Raw genomic sequence first — 15,811 nt, forward strand, 5'->3', positions numbered from 1 at the left:
GTCTCCGTTTCGGCTGTTCGTTTTAGAAGTGATACTCGACGCCGTCGGCCGTGTCCTCGACGGTGACGCCCAGCGCCGCTAGTTCGTCCCGTAGCTCATCGGCGCGCTCGTAGTTTCCGGCCGCCCGCTCCTGTTCGCGCACCTCGACGACGAGCTCGACCAACTCCTCGGCCAGCCGCGCCGTGCCGTCGGCCTCGCCCGCCAGCGCGAAGCCCAGCGCCTCGCCCCCGAGCGCCTCGAACGCTTCGACGGCGTCGCGGAGGCCGCGGTAGTCGTACTCGTCGCGGTCATCGACGTGGCGGTGGACCGCGGTCGCGACCGAGAGCAGCGCCGCGATCGCCTCGCGGGTGTTGAAGTTGTCGTTCATCGCCTCGGCGAACTCCTCGCGAGCTTCGGCGACGGCGTCGCGCAGCTCGTCGTCCTCGATCTTCGTCCGGGCGTCGACGTCGTCGGCGGCGTCGACCGCGGTACGATAGCCTCGCTCCAGGCGCTCCCAGCGCTCGACCGCTTCGTCGAGGGCGGCCTCGCTGTAGGTCTGGGTGTTGTCGTAGGCCGCCGACAGCAGGAACATCCGGATCGCGTTCGGGCCGAACTCCGAGACGGCGTTCCGAACGGTAAAGTAGTTCTCCAGGCTCGAGGACATCTTCTCGCCGGCCGTTTCGAGCAGATCGACGTGGAGCCAGTACTTGGCGAACTGCTCGCCGGTCGCGGCCTCGCTCTGGGCGATCTCGTTCTCGTGGTGGGGGAAGACGAGGTCCCGCCCGCCGACGTGGACGTCGATCGAGTCGGCGAGGTGGGTCGTGCTCATCGCCGAGCACTCGATGTGCCAGCCGGGCCGCCCCTCGCCCCACGGCGAGTCCCAGGTTTCGCCACCCGCGGGGGCGTCGTCGGGGTGGGCCTCGCCGGCCTTCCAGAGCGCGAAGTCGGCGGGGTTGCGCTTCTCGGAGCGCTCGTCGGGATCGCCCTGCTGTTCGATGTCGTCGAGGTTCTGGTTCGAGAGCTTGCCGTACTCGTCGAACGTCGTGACGTCGAAGTACACAGAGCCGTTCGCTTCGTAGGCGTACCCCTTCTCGACCAGGGTCTCGACCATCCCGACGATCTCGGGGACGTGCTCGCTCACCCGCGGGTAGACGTCCGCCCGCTTGAGGTTCAGCGAGCGCATATCGGCAAGCACCTCCTCGACGAAGTGTCGGGCGACCTCGGGTTCGCTGTCGCCCAGTTCGTCCTCGCCGACGCGGGCGACGATCTTCTCGTTGACGTCGGTGAAGTTCTCGACGTGCCGGACGTCGTAGCCCAGCTGCTCCAGCCAGCGGTGCATCACGTCGACGTGAACCCACGACCTGGCGTGTCCGAGGTGCGCGAGGTCCGAGACCGTCAGGCCGCAGTAGTACAGCAGCACGGAGTCGGGGTCCTGCGGCTCGAACGGCTCTCGCTCGCCGGTCAACGAGTTCGATACGTGCAGCGTCATCTGCCGAAAGGTTCAGCCAGCGGGCGCTTGAATCCGTCGGAGTTTGGACCGCTCGGCGCGCCCACTCGAAAGCCACAAACCGACCACGCCCCTCCGGGCGGGTAGATGCCGACAGGCGCGATCCCGATCGACACCCTCCCGGGCGGTATCGACCTCTACGCCACGCTCGAAAGCGGCCAGTCGTACCTCTGGCGCCGCGAGGACGGGCGGATGTACGAGGACGCCCCGGACGGACGGCCGTGGTACTGCACCGTGATCGACGGCGAGGCGCTGCGCGTTCGACGGACCGCCGAGGCGATCGAGTGGGAGAGCACTGTCGACGCCGAGGAGACGGTCCGAACGCTCCTGCGCCTCGACGACGACCTGCCGGCGATCTTCGAGGGCGCGCCGGACGACCCGCTGGTGACCGAGGCCTACGACTACGCCCGGGGGCTGCGCCTCGTCGACGACCCGCCGTTCCCGACGCTGATCGCCTTCATCTGTTCCCAGCAGATGCGCGTCGCGCGCATCCACTCGATGGTGACGACGCTGGCCCGCGAGTACGGCAACCCGGTCGAGTTCGACGGGCGGACCTACCACGCGTTTCCGACGCCAGACCAGCTCGCAGCCGCGACCGAGGCGGAACTGCGGGAGCTGGGCCTTGGCTACCGGGCGCCGTACGTCGTCCGGACCGCCGAGATGGTTGCCGACGGCGACGCGCATCCGCGGGACGCCGAGGGGCTGCCCTACGAGGAGGCCCGCGAGGAGCTGACGCAGTTCGTCGGCGTCGGCGACAAGGTGGCCGACTGCGTGTTGCTGTTCTCGCTGGGCTATCTGGAAGCCGTGCCGCTGGACACGTGGATCAAGACCGCCGTGGCCGACTACTATCCCGAGTGCGATCGGGGGAACTACCGGGAGACGTCGCGAGCGATTCGGGAAGCGTTCGGCGGAGGGTATGCGGGATACGTCCAGACGTACGTGTTCCACTACCTCCGAACGCGCGAGGAAGTCTGACTCCGAACGCACGACGGGGGAGGATCCGACACTAAACTCCGTGGGCCCACAGTTACGTCGGGAGTCGTCGTAGCGACGCGCGTGAGCAACGCAGGATCGACAGCGCCGGTCGACGAGGGCGAACAGTACACCGTCGAGATCGACGAAATGGGCGAGGAAGGCGACGGGATCGCAGAGGTCGAGGACTTCGTGATCCTCGTGCCCGAGGCGGACCTGGGGGATCGCGTCACGGTCGAGATCGACGACGTCGCGGACGACTTCGCCACCGCCGAAGTCGTCGAGTAGGGTCGAATCCGACAGTCACTCGCCTTTTCTGAGCGTCCAGACCTGCACGGGATCGCCGTCTTCGATAGCGGCGTCCGATTCGAAGCCGCCCTGCACGGACCACTCTTCGAAGGGCGACGCGCGCGCCAGCAACTCCACTTCCCGCTTGGGGAGCATCTTCAGGCGATGCGATTCCGTCACCACGCGCTTCTCGTCCGAGTCGTACAGCTCGTTTTCGACGGTGAACTCCTGTTCGACCTCGTCGGCGATCCGCGTGCGCGTCCGGAACTCGCGGGACTCTCCGCGAAACTCGACCGGCTCCGCGCGCCACTCGCCGTACGTCTCGGCGATCAGCTCGAAGCTCGGGACGAACACGTCGAAGACGAACCGGCCGCCGGGCGCCAGCGCATCGTATACGTTCCGGAGCGTGTCGAGTTGCTCCTCGATCGTCAGGAGATGCTGCATCGCGTTGAACGGGCAGTAGGCGAGCTCGTACTCGCGGGCGACGGCGAAGTCGGTCATGTCCGCCTGCCAGACTGACGGCTCAAGCCCCCGTTCGGCCGCTCGCTCGCGCAGGAACGATAGCATCTCGGCCGATCGGTCGAAGCCGTCGACGTGGCAGCCTTCGGCGAGCGCGTCGAGGTAGATCCGTCCCGTTCCGCAGGCCAGTTCGAGCGCCGGCCCCTCGGCGTCACGCGCGAGCGTCGCGTAGAACTTCGCGTCGCCGCGGTCCATCTCGCGCATTCGCCGGTCGTACAGCTCGGCGCGGAGCGTCGCGTCGGCGTCGAGCGTCGCCATACACTACGGACAGAGCGTCGGCGTGAAAATATTACTCCGGGAGGATCGCGTGCGCGACTCAGGCGTTCAGCTCGTCGGCCAGCTCGCCGCGCTCGTCGAGTTCAGCGAGGATGTCGCTGCCGCCGACGAACTCGCCGTCGACGAACGTCTGAGGGATCGTCTCCCAGCCGCTGCGGTCTTCGAGGGCGTCGCGGTAGGCGTCGAGCGCGTCGAGCACGTCGACGGTCTCGTACTCCTCGCGGTGCTGCTTGATCAGGGTCAGCGCGCGGTCCGAGAAGCCACACTGGGGCATCAGCTCGTTGCCCTTCATGAATAGGACAACCTCGTTGTTCTCGATGGTCTCGTCGACGCGCTGCTGGACCTCCTCGGGCGAGAGCTCGGACTCGGGTTCGAATGCCATGGGTCCTAGTGGTGTCCGGTGCGGGAAATGCCTACCGCACGCGAGAGGGCCGTGACCGCCCGGCGCGGTTCGATGTTCGACGCTCGGCTCGCGCGCGGCGCGGACGCCGCGGCCGCGGCGGCGTCCCGATGCCGCTGCGAGGCAGCTCCGATCAGCCCTCGTACTCGTCGGGTGCGTACGTCTTCAGCTCCATCGCGTGGATGTCCGTCGTCATCCGGTCGCCGAGCGCGTCGTAGACGAGTTCGTGCTGTTCGACCAGCGACTTGCCCTCGAACGCCGGCGAGACGACCAGCGCCGCGAGGTGGTCCTCGTCTTCGGGCCCGCGTGGCTGGGTGACCTCGGCGTCGGCGTCGGGGAGTTCGGCTTCGATCAGGCTCTCGATCTCCTCCAGATCCATGCGCGAGGGAAGGCGGGCCTGGGGGAAAACGTTGCCCACTCGGCGGCGGCCTGCGAACGCGGACGGCCGGACGCGGTGCGAGTGCGACGCCAACGCTCAACCCGCGAGGCGTGGTACGCTCGCCCGGGGAGACTCCGTGGCACGATCAGGCAACACCATCGACAACCCGAAGACCGGCGAGCACGTGACGTTTCTCGACACGGCCGACGAGACCGACGGCGACCGGCTCCGGTTCGAGTACGACGTCGAGGCCGGCGGGGCGACCGTCGCCCCGCACTCCCACCCGCGCCAGCGCGAGCGGATCGAGGTCCGCTCGGGCGTGCTCTCGGCCCGCGTCGACGGCGAGGAAGGAACGGTCCTGACGGGCCAGACGCTCGTGATCCCGCCCGACACGCCGCACTACGTCTGGAACGTCGGCCCGGAGCCGGTGCGCACAGTAGTCGAGCTCGACCCGGCGCTCCGAACCGAGGAGTTCTTCGAGACGACGTTCGGGCTGGCGCGGGACGGCAAGACCGACGAGGACGGCCGGCCGTCGCCGCTCCAGCTCGCGGTGCTGGCCGACGAGTTCTCGGAGGAGTTCCGGTTCGAACTGGGGCCGGCTCCGCTTCGGCGTCCCGCCGCCGCGGTGCTGGGGGCGGTCGGACGAGCGGCGGGCTACCAGGGAACCTATCCGGCGTACACGAAGGAGCCGGTCGAGGCCGAACCGCCGACGCGGCGCTGAACCGGGTCAGGCTCGGTCGAGGGCGGTCGCGAGGGCCTCCTCGATCGGCTCGGTCTTGCTGCGGTCGTACAGCGCCGCGGCGGGGTGGAAACAGGGGACGACGGTGCGGCCGTCGACCTCGAACTCGCGCCCGTGGAGGTCGGTGATCGTCTCGTCGGTGTCGAGCAGCTCCTGGGCGGCGAAGCTGCCCAGCGGAACGAGCACGTCGGGGTCGACGCGCTCGAGCTCGGCGTCCAGCACGGGCGCCCACGCATCGATCTCGGCGGCGTACGGGTCGCGATTTTCGGGCGGGCGCACCTTGACGACGTTGCTGATGTACAGTTCGTCGCGGTCGTGGCCGATCGCGTCGAGCGTGCGGTCGAGCTGCTGGCCCGCCTGGCCGACGAACGGCTCGCCCTGTTTTACCTCCTGGGCGCCCGGCGCCTCGCCGACCAGCATCGCGTCGGCGTCGAGCGGCCCCGCGCCGCCGACGAAGCAGTCGGGGTCGAAGTGATCGTCAGGAACTTCGGCGAGGGCGTCGGCGAACTCCGACTCGTACTCCCAGCCGGTGTCGTACTCGGTGGGCATTCTCGGGTCGTGGTACGACGCTTCCGGGGAAAGTGGTTGGGTGGAGTTTGTTTTGACGGTGTGCTCTTTGGAATGACAGCACTGACTGCGAACTCCCCGAAAGCCCCCGCCGCGGTCGACCGGTTGCGACTCTCTGTGCGCTTCCTTCGCTCCTTTCAGTCGCTCAGTCCAGTGCTTGCTTCGTCTCACCGGGCCGACCGCGGCGGCCCCTTTCATTCCAACCCGACCGCAGCCTCGTCCTCCCCAGCCGACTCTCTCGGTCGCGCTGCTCCCTCGATCGTCCCTCGCGCGCTGCTGTCTCGTCACGAGGACTCGACAGCGCGCGCCACCGCAGCCGCACGGCCCGGCGCGCCTTCATGGCGCGCCGACGGGGGAGGGACAGGCTGCGCGTGGTCGCTGCAAGCGACCCGCGCAATGCGGTGCCCTGGCGGATTGAAAGGGCGAGGCACGGTGGACGGTTCTCGGTCGGCCCTATCCGAACGAAGTGAGGATATCCGGGCGAGAACCGTCGAGCGGGCCGAGGGCTTTCAGAGCCTTCCAGTCTGTCGCCGAACTCGCGACTGCTAGGAGCGGACCGAGGGCTTTCGCAGTGGTCTCACCCGTAGAGCGGGACGCTACACCGAAATCCCAACCGAAGCCGTCCGTCCAATGATCGAACGTCTCCGCTGTTCCTGGAACCGGTCGGGCAAATCAGTCCCTTTTTACAGGCAGACGAGGAACCACGAACCATGAGCTTCGAGGAAGACGACACGGTCATTCTGCACGACGAGCACAGCGAATACGACGGCGAGGAAGGGACGATCACGCAGGTCATGGAGACAATGTTCGGCGACGAAACCTACACCGTCAGCTTCGAGGAGGGTCAGGAGACCGGCATCTCCGAGGACAGCCTCGAAGCGGCCGAGTAGAGACCAGATGCCGAGCGTCCCGTTTCACTACGTCGACCTGCGAACGTTCTGCTACGCCACGGAGGACGACAAGCGCGTCGAGGCGGCGCTCCGTCACTACCTCCCCGAGGAGTTCGAGATCGAGGTCGCGCCCACCGAGGGCCACCACGGCGACCGGATCGTCGTGCTCTCGGCGCGCGTCGAGAACGCCGACGAGATGCGCCGCGTGCTCGGCCAGGTCGCCGAGATCGACCAGATCGATCGCGTGATGGACGAACTCGACGAGCGGGTAGACGAGAACTGCTCGCTATTCCTCCGGCTCGACAAGCAGGCGGCGTTCAACGGGCGCTCCGAGCTCGGCGAGGGGATCACCCTCCGCGCGAAGGTCGAGGCCTACCCGGCCAAGCAGGAAGCGGCGGTCGAGAACGCCCGCGAAGCGTTCGAGAACGCCCGCGAGGGCGCGTACTGACGCCGATCCGTCCTCGCAACGCATCCGTTTTCACCAGCGTGCCTCCCCGACACAAGGCTTATTGTGCGGGCCGTTGTCTTGCGAACCGTTACCACGATCCGCGTGGATGATTATCATGCAAACGTGTCCGTACTGCGACTCCGACCTGATGGGAACTGCAAGCCGCAGGCGCACCCGCGGCGACGCCACGCCGGGCCGAAAGAGCACGGGGCCGGAGCTGGTCTCGTGTCCGGACTGCGGAGAAGTGATCGACGGGTTCACTCCGCACTGATACGGAGGGCTGACCGACACGGACGGTCGAGCGAGTAACCGACACGACGACCGACGCCGGCGGCACACTCCCGCTTTTCCGGAACGTAACTGCAAAGGCCCGTCGCGGGGCTGGTACTGGTATGTACGAGGCGGTCCACGCCCGGCCCGACGGCGACGCCACGGTCGCACGACTCGCCCGCACGGCCGCCGAGCTGGGGTACGACGGCGTCGTCGTGCGGAACCACGGCGACGCCAAGGCCGACTACGATCCCGACGAGGTCGCCGCGGCGACGGGCGTGGACGTCGTCGACGGCATCGAGATCCGCGCGGACGACCCCCAGAAAGCCAGCGGCGCGGTCGGCAACTACCGGGGCAAGCGCACGATCGTCGCCGTCCACGGCGGGACGAATGCGCTCAACCGGTTCGCCGTCGAGCAGGAGCGCGTCGACGTGCTGGCCCACCCGATGGCCGGCGACGGCGACGTCAATCACGTCCTCGCGAACGCCGCCCGCGAGAACGGCGTCCGGATCGAGTTCGACTTCTCGAAGGTGCTCCGCGCGACGGGCGGCGAGCGCGTGCAGGCGCTGCAAGGACTCCGAAAACTCCGCGAGATCGTCGACCACTGCGACGCGCCGTTCGTCGTCAGCGCCGACGCGCGCTCGCACCTCCAGCTACGCGCCCCCAGAGAGCTCCGGGCCGTCGGCGAGGTGATCGGGTTCGACCCCGAGGCGATCGAGGCGGGCCTGCGCGAGTGGGGCGAGATCGCCGAGCGCACCCGCGAGATCCGGTCCGAGACGTTCATTGAGCCGGGGGTCGAACGTGGCAGGTATGAAAAAGAGCCTTGAGGACCACGCCGCCCGGTTCGACGAGAAGGCCGCGGAGTACGACGATTCGAAGAGCGAGGAGTACCGCGCCTGCGCGGAGCTGGTGATCCGCCACGCCGCGCCCGAGGCCGACGACGTCGTGCTGGACCTGGCGACCGGCACCGGCGCCATCGGGCTGGCGATCGCCGAGAACGCGGAGTTCGTCGTCGGCCGGGACATCAGCGAGGGGATGCTGGATCAGGCCCGCGAGAAGGCCGCCGAGCGAGGGATCGAGAACATCGCGTTCGGCGAGGGGCGGTTTCGCGATCCCGGCGTCGACCGGGACGTCGACGTCGTCGTGTCGAACTTCGCGATGCACCACCTCTCCGACGCGGAGAAGCGCGAGTCGATCGAGACGATCGCGGAGCTGGAACCCGACCGGTTCGTCCTCGGCGACGTGATGCTGTTCGGCGAAGCCGACCCGTCCGAGCCGTTCTACAGCCCCGAGGTCGACGATCCCGCGACGGTGGGCGTGCTGGCCGACGCCCTCACGGATGCGGGCTTCGCGCTCACGGCGGTCGAACAGGTCCACGAGCAGGTCGGCGTGCTCGTCGCCGAGCGGCCCGGCGGCACGGTCGACGCCGACGCCGCCGCGGCGACTGACGCCGACGCCGAATCCGGCGACGATGCCGACCAGGAGACCGAATGAAACACCTCCCAAAACACCTCCGGCCGCGCTGGCGCTACCTCGCGGTCGGCCTCGAAGGCTGGCCCGACGCCGACCTCGATCGGGGCGACTTCCAGCGCGAACTGTGGTACGCCGGCCAGAACCTGCTGGGCGACGCCGGCAGCGCGGACGCCGACCTCACGGTGCTGGACTTCGAGTTCGCGGACGGCACCGGCGAGACGATCGTGCGCGCCCGCCACGGCCACGTCACCGAGGCCCGCGCCGCGCTGGCCTGCCTGGACGCGATCGACGGCGACGAGATCGCGGTGCGGGTCCGGGGCGTCAGCGGCACGATCCGAGCCTGTGAAGAAAAGTATTTAGGACGCGCTCCGGAAGCTTCCCAAGAGAGAACGGTCGCGTTCGAGGGCGCGGAGCGGCCCGCAGCGGCCCGCGAGAAGCTGGTCGACGTCCGGGTCGGCTCCGCGTTCGTCGGCGCGACGGACCTCGATTTCGAGTGATACCATGCAGGGACAAGCCCAACAGCAGGCCTACGACCGGGGGATCACCATCTTCTCCCCGGACGGACGGCTCTATCAGGTCGAGTACGCGCGCGAAGCGGTCAAACGAGGCACGGCGAGCATCGGCGTCCGCACCGCCGAGGGCGTCGTGCTGGCGGTCGACAAGCGGATCCGCTCGCCGCTGCTCGAGGGGACGAGCGTCGAGAAGCTCCACAAGGCCGACGACCACATCGGCATCGCCAGCGCCGGCCACGTCGCCGACGCGCGCCAGCTGATCGACTTCGCGCGCCGGAACGCCCAGACCAACCGGCTGCGCTACGGCGAGCCGATCGGCGTCGAGACGCTGACCAAGGAAGTCACCGACCACATCCAGCAGTACACGCAGGTCGGCGGCGCCCGCCCGTTCGGCGTCGCGCTGATCGTCGGCGGCATCGAGAACGGCGAGCCGCGCCTCTACGAGACCGACCCCTCCGGGACCCCCTACGAGTGGAAGGCACTCGCAGTGGGCGCCGACCGCGGCGAGATCCAGGAATTCCTCGAGGAGAACTACGACGAGGGCGGCGACCTGGAGTCGGGCATCGTGCTCGCGCTCGAGGCGCTGGCCTCGGTCAACGACGGCTCGCTCAGCCCCGAGGGCCTCGGGATGGCGACCGTCGACGCCGAAAGCGAGCAGTACGTCGAGCTGACGAAAGACGAGATCGGCGAGTATCTCGACGCCGAAGGCCTCCTCGACGAGGGCGAGGAGGACGGCGACGCCGACGACGAAGCCGACGAGTAACGCCCCAGCCTGGGCCGGTCCCGGGTCTTTTCGCGATGCTCCGCTCCGGTAGCGACGCGTCGGTTCGAAATTCTGACCTGTCCGCGCGAACAGAAGACTTTCATGTGCGGTGCCGTCAACCGGTGACGGATGCGACGATCACTGCTCGTTGTGACGCTGGCGGTACTCGTAATGCTCTCCGGCTGCGCGGCGCTCGACGGCGGCGACGCCGCAGAGCCCGCGCCGAACGGCAGCGCCGTCGTCGAGCCGGAGGACCCGGCGACCGATGCCGCGGACACCACCCAGTCGATCCGGGTCACCGCGAACGAGTCGGTCGCCGGCAGCGAGTGGAGCTCGCTCTCCGCGGAGTACCCGCGTGATAGCTTCACCGTCGACAGCGTCCAGCACAGAGACGTCGGCCTCGGCGTCGACACGAACAACGACAGCGAAGTCGACCGGGAACTCAACGAGACCCACATCAGCGGCGTCAACAACAACGACTACTCATTCACGGTCGAGCTCGACAGCGGCTACACGCTCGAGGACGGCGACGTGATCGTCGTCGAGTACCCCGGGATCACCAATCCCTCTGAGGCGGGCGAGTACACCGTCGCAGTGACGATCAACGACGCCCAGACCGAGAACGCGACGGTGACCATCGGCGACGACGCCGGCGACTGATAACCGCCGAGCCGACCTCGAAGTCGACCCTGCTCGCGGTCCGGCTGTTGGATCGAAGTTTTTCGACCGATCCCGACGGGCAGTCGGCGTCGCCGCCGCGGTCGCGGCCGCCGCCTCGGGCCAACGGTTAACGACGGGGCCGTCGAAACTTCGGACGATGTCCTCACTCTCCGGTGTGATCGACGACGAGCGGGTCAACGCCGCGCTGTCGTGGGGGATCGTCGCGCTGGTGGCGTACGCGGCGATCGAGAGCACTCTCACCGGCGAGTTGCTGTGGGCCGGGCTCGCGGCGGTGACCGGTGCGCTCGCCGCCTTGCCGCCGATTCGCGCGCGCGAGGCCCGCACGATGGTCTCCTGGGAGGTGTTGGCGCTCGCGGCGGTGCCGCTGGTCGGGCGCTCGCTCGGCGTCGTCACGCAGGCCGCGACGTACCTCGCGGTGGCGACGCTGGCGCTGTTGATCGCCGTCGAGATCGACTCCTTCAGTTCGGCGGCGATGACGCCGCGGTTCGCCATCGCGTTCGTCGTCGCGAACACGATGGCGGTCGCGAGCGTCTGGACGATCGCGCAGTTCGCGTCCGACGCGCTGGTGGGGACGTCGAGCCTCCCCGGCCAGACCCGACTGATGTGGGATCTCGTCCTGGCGACCGCGGTCGGGCTGGGCGCCGGGCTACTGTTCGAGCTGTACTTCCGGCGCTACGGCGGCCCCGATCGCGACGAGCGCTCGCGAGGTGAGTCGGCGTGACGAGCGTCGCCGGCCGCGATCTCGACTCGGTCGCCTGGAGCGCCGTCAGGATCATGCAGGGGATCCTCGCCGTCGTGGTGGCGTACGCGGCCGTCACCCGCCAGTTCGGGCTCGTGATCAATAGCGGCATCCCGCTGGCGATCACCTTTCTCCCGCGCGCGCTCAACCGCGAATACGGCTACGAGATGGGCGGGGGGCTCGCGCTGTGGATCTCGGGCGCGGCGTTCCTCCACGCGATCGGCGCGCTCGGGCCGTACACGATGTTCGGCTGGTACGACCAGGTGACCCACACGCTCTCGGCGACGCTCGTCGCCGGCGCGGGCTACGCCATCGTCGTCGCGATCGAGACCGAACACGACGGCGTCGAGATCCCGAGTCGGCTGCGCGGCGTGTTCATCCTGCTGTTCGTGCTCGCGTTCGGCGTCCTCTGGGAGATCGGCGAGTTCGGCACCGGCCTGATCGCCGAACTGTACGGCGGGCAAGCAGTTCTCGCGCAGTACGGCGCCAGCGACATCGCGCTGGATCTGCTGTTCAACGCGGTCGGCGCGACGATCGTCGCGCTCTGGGGCACCGGTTACTTCGACGGGCTGAGCGGCCTGCTCGCGCGGCGAGTCGACCGGGCCGAGAATGAGCCGTAAAACGGATCGCCGGCAATCAGAGACGCCGTCCGGGCTCCGCGAGCGGACGTGCGACCGATGTCGCGGAGAACGATTCGAGCCGTTTCTGTGGGAGAGACTCGTCGACATTATTACCGGTTTCGAGGGGCAAGCGGATTCCATGGCACCCGTCGCAGCGATAACGATCGGCGGACGAGAGCTCAATCCCGCCCTCGGCGGCATCCTGGCAGTGATCGTCGGACTCGCCATGGTCGGCTTCGGCGGCTACGACTACGTCCAGCAGAACGACGCCGTAGAGAACGCCGTCGAGGTGAACGCCACGGTCACCGAGACGGACATCGACAGTATTTCCAATCGGCGCGCAGCCCCCGATTACCAACCCGAAGTCACCCTGGAGTACTCCTACGGTGGCGAAACGTACACGGGCGGAAGCGTGTTTCCGGCGTCGATATCGAAGGACTACGACACCAGATCGGCCGCCGAGTCGCGACTGGAGGGATACGAGGTCGGCGAGACGACCACCGCGTACGTCGATCCCGACGCGCCGGGCGACGCGTTCCTCGTGCGAGAGACCACCAACGAGCCGCTGAAGTTCGCCGGGATCGGCGGGTTCATGATGCTGCTAGGTGGGTGGTCGGTGTTCAAGAGTTGGTTCCGGGAGTCGTGATGCGTTCGAGGTCCGTCTGAGTTGCATCATTTTAAAAAGGTTCGTTACGGATAGTCTGTCAATGGACAGGGATGAAATTGACGAGTACGTCCGGCGGTGTCAGCAGCTCATCGAATCGTCACCGCAAATGGACGAAGAGAACACGAAGGTCAAACTCGTCCAACCGTTTCTCGAACTGCTCGGGTGGGATCTCTACTCTACCGAAGTCGCGCTTGAGTATACTATCCCAATGGCCTCGGGGAGTACCCACGTAGATTACGCTCTTCTGGTCGGCGACTCTCCCGTAGTGTTCGTTGAAGCCAAGCCAGTCCGGTCTGCCCTCACCGACAGCGAGATCCAGCAGTTGCGGAGTTACATGAGACAGGAACTCGACGTGGATTGGGGGATTCTGACCAACGGCAAGTCGTTTGAAGTATTGACCAAGAACCGACGCCAGAACGGCGGTGAGGAGGTGTCCGTCGTTCAGTTTGACCTCAATGACCTCGCCGAGAATCCGGATGTACTAGAGTTGCTCACGAAAGAATCGATACGATCCGGAAAGTCCGACGAAGTGGCCGAACAGGTCGCACAAACGAACCGGGCAATTCGGCACTTGCAAGAAAACGAGGACAGTGTCACCGAGTCCATCACCGATGCGGTCGAGAGCGAGGTAGGTGAACTCACCATTGATCTCGAAGAGCAGTCCCGTGAGTTCGTCCAAAATCTCGTCTCGGTGCTTCGTGAACAGCGACACTTCGTTAGTGAGAAATCGCCGGAAGAACCCGATGAGAAAAAAGAAACAGAAAACGACCACACTCCTGACGACATAGAACCACTAGAGAACCAAGTAGCGGGCAAACTCGCCAGAAGCGAGATTGAAGGGGACCCAGATTCCCGTGTAGCCGTATTTCCAACGAAGGAAACTGGGCTTCCGTTCCTCAAAGAGAACGAGGCGTGGGGGTTCGTTCGGGTCGGAAGCGAATTTGATTACGTGGCGATGTACGTCACAGGTGATGTTCAGGAGGTCAAATACTTCGCTGAGGTGAACGACGTGGTCGAGCCCGAAAAGGCAGAGCTGATGCGAGAGCCGCTGAACTATAAGGACCGAGCGAAGATTGAGGAAGGTAAGAAAGTCATTGAGTTCAAACCGGGATCACTCTACGAACTCGAAGACCCAGTCCCCTACGAGTCGAAGTATCCACAGGGATTGAGGTATACGACTCTAAGACAGTTGCGGGATGCAAAGACAACCGATGATATGCTCTGAATTAGTGTTTGTTTAGAACACTTCGAGGTTGTTCCCTACGACTTTACGCTCATCTTCGGGAGGTCGAACGCGTGAGTGCGCGGGACCGGATTCGAACCGGAGGAAGACTCGCTTCGCTCGTCTTCCAGGGTTCGAATCCACTGTTGTGCATACACGTCTCTCACTGGCGTTCGAGACGGTATGCGCGGGACCGGATTCGAACCGGCGGACTCCTACGAGACAGCGTCCTAAGCGCTGCGCCGTTGGCCTAGCTTGGCTACCCGCGCTCGGCGCGAGGATTCGCCCGAGGAAACCAAGAAACTGTCGCTCCGGAGTCGGAGTTAAGCCCCTCGAACGCGTAGCCCCCGTCGATGTACAGCGCCCGCGAGCGCGTCGAGAACGAGGAGTGGATCGAGGAGCTCCACGAGATCGCGGCGTCGATCGATCTCGACGCCGACGCGCGATCGACGGCGATCGACCTGTTCCTGTCGAACCTGCCGGACGAGGAGCGCTCGAAGCGGGCGGTGCTGGCGGCGAGCCTCTACGCCGGCGCGCTGATCGAGAGCGACGCGCGCTCCCAGGGCGTCGTCGCCGACGCGGCGGGGGTCGCGCGGCTGACGATCCAACAGCGCTGGAAGGAGATTCTGCGCGAGGCGGGGATGGAACCGCCGACGTGGTGATCAGTCCGGCTGGACCTGCCCGCGACCGTCCCGATCCGGCGTCCGGTTGCCGTGCTCGTCGATCTCGCCGCGGACGATCCGCGTGCTGGAGATGATCTCGCCGTCCTCGGCGCGGACGTGGTCGACGACGTCGATCGACAGCGGGTCGACGCCCCGTTCCTCGCGGAGTTCGTTGATGCGCTGGGCGCCGTCGACCGTCTCCGGGGAAACCACGAGGTAGTCGAACTGGGGTTCCGTCGCGATGCCGGTCGGATCGTCGAGCGGTCGGATCTCGTACTCGCGGTCGTACTCCTCGGCGAAAGCGTCGAGCTCGTCGGCGAGGTCCGCCCGGCGCTCGTCGTACGGTCGGACGTACCGATCCTCCGAGCGAGTTTTGGGCGCAAGCTCGTCGCTGGTCAGGCCGATGGTGACGTCGCCCAGCTCGAACGCGCGGTCGAACAGGGCGCGGTGACCGTCGTGCACCGGATCGAACGTGCCACCCAGCGCGACGTCCATACCCGTCGTTCAGCGGGGCGATGCTTAAAAGAGTCGGAGTTCCGGAGAACTAGAGAGCGGTCGCTCAGTCGGCGAGCTCGTCGTCGGTGTCGTCGCCGACGTCTTCCTCGTCGCTCGCATCGTCTTCGGCGTCCTCGTCGTCCACCGTGATCGTCACCGGATCGTCGCCACCCTCGGGGGGCGCGGGCTCGTCGTCCCCGAGGTAGCGGTCGAGGTTGAACACGGCGTTCAGCTCGTTCTGGACCTGCCCGGCGACGCCGCCGACGAGGTCGCTCGGCGCTATCGCGGTGTACTCGTAGGGGTTGTTGCCCGCGCCCGCGCTCTCGCGCTTGCGGCGTTCGACTTTCTCCTCGTCGTGGAGTTCCGCGAGCGCCTCCCGGACCGTGCTGGGATACAGGCCCGTGCCCTCGGCGATCTCCTCGCTGGTGCTGCCGGGGTGCTTGCGCAGGTAGACGAAGATCCGGGCGCGCGTCTCGGTGTCGAGAATCCACGACAGCAGGTCGACGAGCCCCTGGTCGAACTGTTCGACGGCCCGGTCGGCTTCCTGTTCGAGGCGATCGCGGGGGCCGCTCTCGCCGTCGTGATCGATCACGCCGGGATCGTCGCCCGCCACGCTGTCGTCGTCGGTCGACCCCGCGTCGGCGTCGACGTCCGCGGTGGAAGCGTCATCCGTAGCGGCCGCGTCGTCCGCAGCGGCGTCGTCGGCGTCTTCCGGCGCGGGATCGTCGTCCGCACCGTCGTTG

General features: G+C 67.0%; 23 protein-coding genes and 1 tRNA gene. 16 read left to right on the top strand and 8 right to left on the bottom strand.

What is annotated here, in order from left to right; translation table 11 throughout:
* Positions 1 to 22 precede the first annotated feature (22 nt).
* Positions 23 to 1,468 (bottom strand): cysteine--tRNA ligase, encoded by a 1,446-nt coding sequence (gene cysS / locus ABDZ81_RS16040; RefSeq protein ID WP_343775085.1) that lies wholly within the window; start codon positions 1,466 to 1,468, stop codon positions 23 to 25.
* 105 nt (positions 1,469 to 1,573) lie between these two features.
* On the opposite strand from cysS, the gene ABDZ81_RS16045 reads away from it, so the two are divergent.
* Positions 1,574 to 2,461, top strand: coding sequence for a DNA-3-methyladenine glycosylase family protein (locus ABDZ81_RS16045; RefSeq protein WP_343775086.1), 888 nt, complete (start codon positions 1,574 to 1,576; stop codon positions 2,459 to 2,461).
* Between the two features lie 81 nt (positions 2,462 to 2,542).
* On the top strand, positions 2,543 to 2,746 hold the full coding sequence (locus tag ABDZ81_RS16050; RefSeq protein WP_343775087.1) for a TRAM domain-containing protein: 204 nt from the start codon (positions 2,543 to 2,545) through the stop codon (positions 2,744 to 2,746).
* Between the two features lie 15 nt (positions 2,747 to 2,761).
* On the opposite strand, the gene ABDZ81_RS16055 is transcribed toward ABDZ81_RS16050, so the two are convergent.
* The 3 genes from ABDZ81_RS16055 to ABDZ81_RS16065 form a co-directional block, all read right to left on the bottom strand.
* Positions 2,762 to 3,523 (bottom strand): class I SAM-dependent DNA methyltransferase, encoded by a 762-nt coding sequence (locus tag ABDZ81_RS16055; RefSeq protein ID WP_343775088.1) that lies wholly within the window; start codon positions 3,521 to 3,523, stop codon positions 2,762 to 2,764.
* 58 nt (positions 3,524 to 3,581) lie between these two features.
* Positions 3,582 to 3,923, bottom strand: coding sequence for a glutaredoxin family protein (locus tag ABDZ81_RS16060; protein WP_343775089.1), 342 nt, complete (start codon positions 3,921 to 3,923; stop codon positions 3,582 to 3,584).
* A gap of 151 nt (positions 3,924 to 4,074) precedes the next feature.
* Complete coding sequence (locus tag ABDZ81_RS16065) at positions 4,075 to 4,320, bottom strand: BolA family protein (protein WP_343775090.1); 246 nt, start codon at positions 4,318 to 4,320, stop codon at positions 4,075 to 4,077.
* Between the two features lie 136 nt (positions 4,321 to 4,456).
* Here ABDZ81_RS16065 and ABDZ81_RS16070 point away from each other — a divergent pair, with 136 nt between their 5' ends.
* Positions 4,457 to 5,041: a cupin domain-containing protein gene (locus ABDZ81_RS16070; protein WP_343775091.1), complete on the top strand. Its 585-nt coding sequence runs from the start codon at positions 4,457 to 4,459 to the stop codon at positions 5,039 to 5,041.
* Between the two features lie 6 nt (positions 5,042 to 5,047).
* Here ABDZ81_RS16070 and ABDZ81_RS16075 read toward each other — a convergent pair whose 3' ends face one another.
* Positions 5,048 to 5,608: a uracil-DNA glycosylase gene (locus tag ABDZ81_RS16075; protein WP_343775093.1), complete on the bottom strand. Its 561-nt coding sequence runs from the start codon at positions 5,606 to 5,608 to the stop codon at positions 5,048 to 5,050.
* A 728-nt stretch (positions 5,609 to 6,336) separates the two neighbouring features.
* Here ABDZ81_RS16075 and ABDZ81_RS16080 point away from each other — a divergent pair.
* From ABDZ81_RS16080 to ABDZ81_RS16135, 12 genes are all read left to right on the top strand, one after another.
* Positions 6,337 to 6,516 carry a DUF1918 domain-containing protein gene (locus ABDZ81_RS16080; RefSeq protein ID WP_343775095.1) on the top strand — a complete coding sequence of 60 codons (180 nt, stop codon included), beginning with the start codon at positions 6,337 to 6,339 and terminating at the stop codon, positions 6,514 to 6,516.
* A 7-nt stretch (positions 6,517 to 6,523) separates the two neighbouring features.
* On the top strand, positions 6,524 to 6,964 hold the full coding sequence (locus ABDZ81_RS16085) for an RNA-binding protein (protein WP_343775096.1): 441 nt from the start codon (positions 6,524 to 6,526) through the stop codon (positions 6,962 to 6,964).
* Positions 6,965 to 7,079: 115 nt separating this feature from the next.
* Positions 7,080 to 7,235, top strand: coding sequence for a hypothetical protein (locus ABDZ81_RS16090; protein WP_343775097.1), 156 nt, complete (start codon positions 7,080 to 7,082; stop codon positions 7,233 to 7,235).
* Between the two features lie 121 nt (positions 7,236 to 7,356).
* Positions 7,357 to 8,061 (top strand): RNase P subunit p30 family protein, encoded by a 705-nt coding sequence (locus tag ABDZ81_RS16095; RefSeq protein ID WP_343775098.1) that lies wholly within the window; start codon positions 7,357 to 7,359, stop codon positions 8,059 to 8,061.
* A complete protein-coding gene (locus tag ABDZ81_RS16100; RefSeq protein ID WP_343775099.1) occupies positions 8,045 to 8,728 on the top strand; it encodes a class I SAM-dependent methyltransferase in 684 nt (227 codons plus the stop codon). Before ABDZ81_RS16095 ends, ABDZ81_RS16100 begins: the two co-directional genes overlap by 17 nt.
* Positions 8,725 to 9,204: an Rpp14/Pop5 family protein gene (locus ABDZ81_RS16105; RefSeq protein ID WP_343775100.1), complete on the top strand. Its 480-nt coding sequence runs from the start codon at positions 8,725 to 8,727 to the stop codon at positions 9,202 to 9,204. The genes ABDZ81_RS16100 and ABDZ81_RS16105 overlap by 4 nt, the downstream gene beginning before the upstream one ends.
* A 4-nt stretch (positions 9,205 to 9,208) precedes the next feature.
* Complete coding sequence (gene psmA, locus ABDZ81_RS16110; protein ID WP_343775102.1) at positions 9,209 to 9,982, top strand: archaeal proteasome endopeptidase complex subunit alpha; 774 nt, start codon at positions 9,209 to 9,211, stop codon at positions 9,980 to 9,982.
* 129 nt (positions 9,983 to 10,111) lie between these two features.
* Positions 10,112 to 10,642 (top strand): hypothetical protein, encoded by a 531-nt coding sequence (locus tag ABDZ81_RS16115; protein WP_343775103.1) that lies wholly within the window; start codon positions 10,112 to 10,114, stop codon positions 10,640 to 10,642.
* A gap of 157 nt (positions 10,643 to 10,799) precedes the next feature.
* Positions 10,800 to 11,384, top strand: a complete 585-nt coding sequence (locus ABDZ81_RS16120) for a hypothetical protein (protein WP_343775104.1) — start codon at positions 10,800 to 10,802, stop codon at positions 11,382 to 11,384.
* On the top strand, positions 11,381 to 12,022 hold the full coding sequence (locus ABDZ81_RS16125; RefSeq protein WP_343775106.1) for a DUF2238 domain-containing protein: 642 nt from the start codon (positions 11,381 to 11,383) through the stop codon (positions 12,020 to 12,022). The genes ABDZ81_RS16120 and ABDZ81_RS16125 overlap by 4 nt, the downstream gene beginning before the upstream one ends.
* A gap of 139 nt (positions 12,023 to 12,161) precedes the next feature.
* Positions 12,162 to 12,668: a DUF3592 domain-containing protein gene (locus tag ABDZ81_RS16130; RefSeq protein ID WP_343775107.1), complete on the top strand. Its 507-nt coding sequence runs from the start codon at positions 12,162 to 12,164 to the stop codon at positions 12,666 to 12,668.
* 61 nt (positions 12,669 to 12,729) lie between these two features.
* Complete coding sequence (locus tag ABDZ81_RS16135; protein WP_343775108.1) at positions 12,730 to 13,914, top strand: type I restriction enzyme HsdR N-terminal domain-containing protein; 1,185 nt, start codon at positions 12,730 to 12,732, stop codon at positions 13,912 to 13,914.
* 181 nt (positions 13,915 to 14,095) lie between these two features.
* Here the strand turns inward: ABDZ81_RS16135 and ABDZ81_RS16140 are convergent.
* A tRNA-Leu gene (locus ABDZ81_RS16140) sits at positions 14,096 to 14,180 on the bottom strand.
* A gap of 84 nt (positions 14,181 to 14,264) precedes the next feature.
* On the opposite strand from ABDZ81_RS16140, the gene ABDZ81_RS16145 reads away from it, so the two are divergent.
* Complete coding sequence (locus ABDZ81_RS16145; protein WP_343775109.1) at positions 14,265 to 14,573, top strand: transcription initiation factor IIB family protein; 309 nt, start codon at positions 14,265 to 14,267, stop codon at positions 14,571 to 14,573.
* On the opposite strand, the gene ABDZ81_RS16150 is transcribed toward ABDZ81_RS16145, so the two are convergent.
* The gene (locus ABDZ81_RS16150) at positions 14,574 to 15,068 is read right to left on the bottom strand and encodes a phosphopantetheine adenylyltransferase (protein ID WP_343775110.1); all 495 of its coding nucleotides are present in this window, start codon (positions 15,066 to 15,068) and stop codon (positions 14,574 to 14,576) included.
* 64 nt (positions 15,069 to 15,132) lie between these two features.
* The gene (locus tag ABDZ81_RS16155; RefSeq protein ID WP_377073994.1) at positions 15,133 to 15,681 is read right to left on the bottom strand and encodes a helix-turn-helix domain-containing protein; all 549 of its coding nucleotides are present in this window, start codon (positions 15,679 to 15,681) and stop codon (positions 15,133 to 15,135) included.
* Positions 15,682 to 15,811: the final 130 nt, after the last annotated feature.

It is taken from the genome of Natronoarchaeum mannanilyticum, assembly GCF_039522665.1.
Taxonomy (GTDB): Archaea; Halobacteriota; Halobacteria; order Halobacteriales; family Natronoarchaeaceae; genus Natronoarchaeum; species Natronoarchaeum mannanilyticum.